Here is a 2,882-nt window from a genome sequence, read left to right as displayed (position 1 = left end):
CATTTTTGATATCCTAATCCTTTAATTACTCCCTCAACATCTTTGATAAACTCATCCATTACATAAGCTGATTGCTCATTTGGTTTATCACTATCGTTGTAACCGCGCAAGTCAAGGGCGACGACTTTAAAATCTTGGGCAAATTCTGGTATTTGATGTCGCCAAGAGTACCAAAACTCAGGAAACCCATGCAACATCAACATTAAGGGACCTTCACCTTGGGTAACATAGTGTAGTTTTACCCTATTGGCAGTTGTATATTCGTGTTTCCAAGAACTTTCTATTAGAGACATAATCAATTCAAATTCAGAATTAGAAAATACTAAATAATAATACTGTACTTAGAGGTTGTTTGATAAGTGTCAGCTTGAGCCTTAAATGCTACTCAGAGAAGTGATCGCAAGCCCCATAACCGAATGGCACTAAGAAAAGGGAAAATCGTTGAGGCAGCAGGGGAGAAAGAAGAAATCTGACGGGGTGACAAAGAAGCTACAAAGCAGACTGGATAAGAGACATAGCACGTAGTCCTTGTTGAAAATGGGGGAGTTTAAGCGCATCAAATCATGAGCTAAATCAGCCCAAAACTCCATCGCCCCTACCCATAATTGACCATACAAACCAACCCAAAAGGCGCTGTGTCGGCGCTGTAATCGCCGTAATTCTTTTAGACGCCCAACATATTTTTGCATTCCTAATGAGCGAGAATTACGACCAGCTAAAATAGCACAAGTATAGTCAATAGCAATAGACCTCTTGCAAAAGTCCTAAATGCGTGGGACAAGTAGGTTAGAGTTGGGTAGCATCTATCCCTCTCCTAAGAAACTGTATTTGCTTCGGGCTGGATAACAAGCTCAAAACCTAAAGCTAGAGCTTTTTTCTGGAGGTTATTGATGACTCGTTCTTGATAACGTTGTTCATAATAATCCATGCCAATATCTTGATAGTTACCTCCTGTTGTCCAAAGTCGGTAGAAAATTCGTGCCAGCTTATGAGCAGTAGCAGTAATAGCTTTGGGTGTACCAAGGCGAGAACGTAAGCGACGATAAAAAGCACCCAAAGCAGAATTGCTCTTGCCAGCTGTTTGTGCAGCCATTCGGAAAGCATTGGTAGCAGGGTTAACCACCAAGCGGGTTTGAGAACTTTTAACTTTACCACCAGTGATGCGATTACAAGGGCAAAGACCAAGCCAGGAAGTAAAGTGTTTAACAGTTGGGAATCGAGTAGGATCTAAACCGACCTCAGAAATAATGGTTTGCACCGTCAGGATACCAAGACCATCAATGGCAGTGAAGTCCACACCACTAATTCGATAAAGATGGGTACGTAAATCAAAAGCAGGTTCATTGCCTTGAGGTTTATTGCGGGGGTGCTTTGATTGCGGAAGCGGAGATTCATTGAGATTAACTTTGTCACTAAATTGAGCCAAGCACTCCTGTATTTGGCAGTCGCAAGCGGCTATCTGAGTTTGATAAACATCGTAGATCTGTAGTTCTTGTTGGAGTACAAAAACATGCTCACTGCGATAATCCCCATTCAGTGCGGCGGCAATTTCTGCTTGGGAGCGTTTAGCGCGGTAATGCTTTTTAGCTGCCAAAATTTGTGGGTCTTTTTCTCCAGCGGCGATCGCTCGAATAATTGCCATCCCAGTAATACCAGTGATATCGCTGACAACTTTATGCAGTTGCACGTTCATCTGGGTTAAAGCTTTTTGCATCCGTTGAATGTGAACACAAGCACTTTTGATCAGACTATCTCGGTGGCGGATATAACTCCGTAATACACAAATTTGGTCTTCTGGGCGAAAAGAACCAGACAACAATCCGTAACTATGTAACTGTTGCAACCATTGACAGTCTAAAATATCAGTTTTACGTCCAGGCAATGTTTTAACGTGATGGGCGTTGACAAGTTTAACTTCAAAACCTCTTGTCTCCAAAATTTGAAACAACGCAATCCAATACACCCCCGTTGATTCCATTGCTATAGTTTTCACTCCACATTCAGCCAACCAATCAGCTAGAGCATACAAGTCAGCAGTGTAACAGCCAAAACGTCTGACACTCTCGGAGGCTCTATCTTTTGGAACACTTACCCAGTGAAATTCTGAACCGATATCAATACCCGCTGCATTTGGGTTGATCGGTCTTAAGTCAGAATTTTCATTCGCACTTGGTTGATGGGAACGGGATTTGGACTTTGGTGTTTTCATCATCAAAAGCTTCCTCACGAATGCGGAGTCATACTAGCAATTGGAGGTGTGCCCTGACCTGGGTTGACGGATGAATACAGTCTCCTAAACGGGATAATGGTAGCAACCATTTCACCAATGTCATAACCGTCTCAACCCAGAACCAAGCTTCTGTACGGGCGATTTTGCACCATTGGGGGATCGGTCTTAACTGTCAGGACACAATGAAAGTGTAATTTTTTTCGGTACATTTTGTTTCTTCCATCCATAACGGAAGCGATAGCGTCCGTAAACAGCTTCTGTCACTCTCCGAAAACTTTTGCCATTTCTGAATTCTAGAGCTTTTGTATAGCCTGCGATCGCGCGATTATTTTCTAATAACAAATACAATACCGATTTTTTTCTAATAGTATAGCTTGTATTGATTGCCTCATGAGGCTTCTAGCGATCGCCCTCCCGGAAAGTGACAGAAGAGCGCGCTCTTCCATCACTCTAAGCAGAGGAAAATAAGAAATGCTCAGATTCGTTAATATCTGGGATGGCACCTCGCATTCGATTCATCAACGCTATTAATGTTAGAAATCCAATCGATAAATGTGAAATTGGAAATATCCTAAGCCAAGGTTTAAGTAAACTAAAGAATATGAAAGGTTGAATGACTAAGCGTAAATTGTTGAGTATATTCTTCAAACCT

Annotated in this window: 3 protein-coding genes and 1 pseudogene; all 4 read right to left on the bottom strand. The window is 42.0% G+C overall.

Going from position 1 to position 2,882, the window contains the following annotated elements; translation table 11 throughout:
* Positions 1–293 (bottom strand): alpha/beta fold hydrolase (locus H6G26_RS40520; RefSeq protein WP_190737645.1); only part of this gene is annotated, 293 nt, incomplete at its 3' end.
* Positions 294–814: 521 nt separating this feature from the next.
* A complete protein-coding gene (locus H6G26_RS40515; protein ID WP_199327297.1) occupies positions 815–2,209 on the bottom strand; it encodes an IS110 family transposase in 1,395 nt (464 codons plus the stop codon).
* A 186-nt stretch (positions 2,210–2,395) separates the two neighbouring features.
* Positions 2,396–2,572 (bottom strand): hypothetical protein, encoded by a 177-nt coding sequence (locus tag H6G26_RS40510; RefSeq protein ID WP_190737636.1) that lies wholly within the window; start codon positions 2,570–2,572, stop codon positions 2,396–2,398.
* A gap of 174 nt (positions 2,573–2,746) precedes the next feature.
* A pseudogene (locus tag H6G26_RS42240) lies at positions 2,747–2,882 on the bottom strand (IS701 family transposase); the annotation flags it as partial.

The organism is Nostoc sp. FACHB-888, assembly GCF_014696655.1.
In the GTDB taxonomy this organism is placed as follows: domain Bacteria; phylum Cyanobacteriota; class Cyanobacteriia; order Cyanobacteriales; family Nostocaceae; genus Nostoc.
This window is presented reverse-complemented; position numbering and strand designations above follow the sequence as displayed.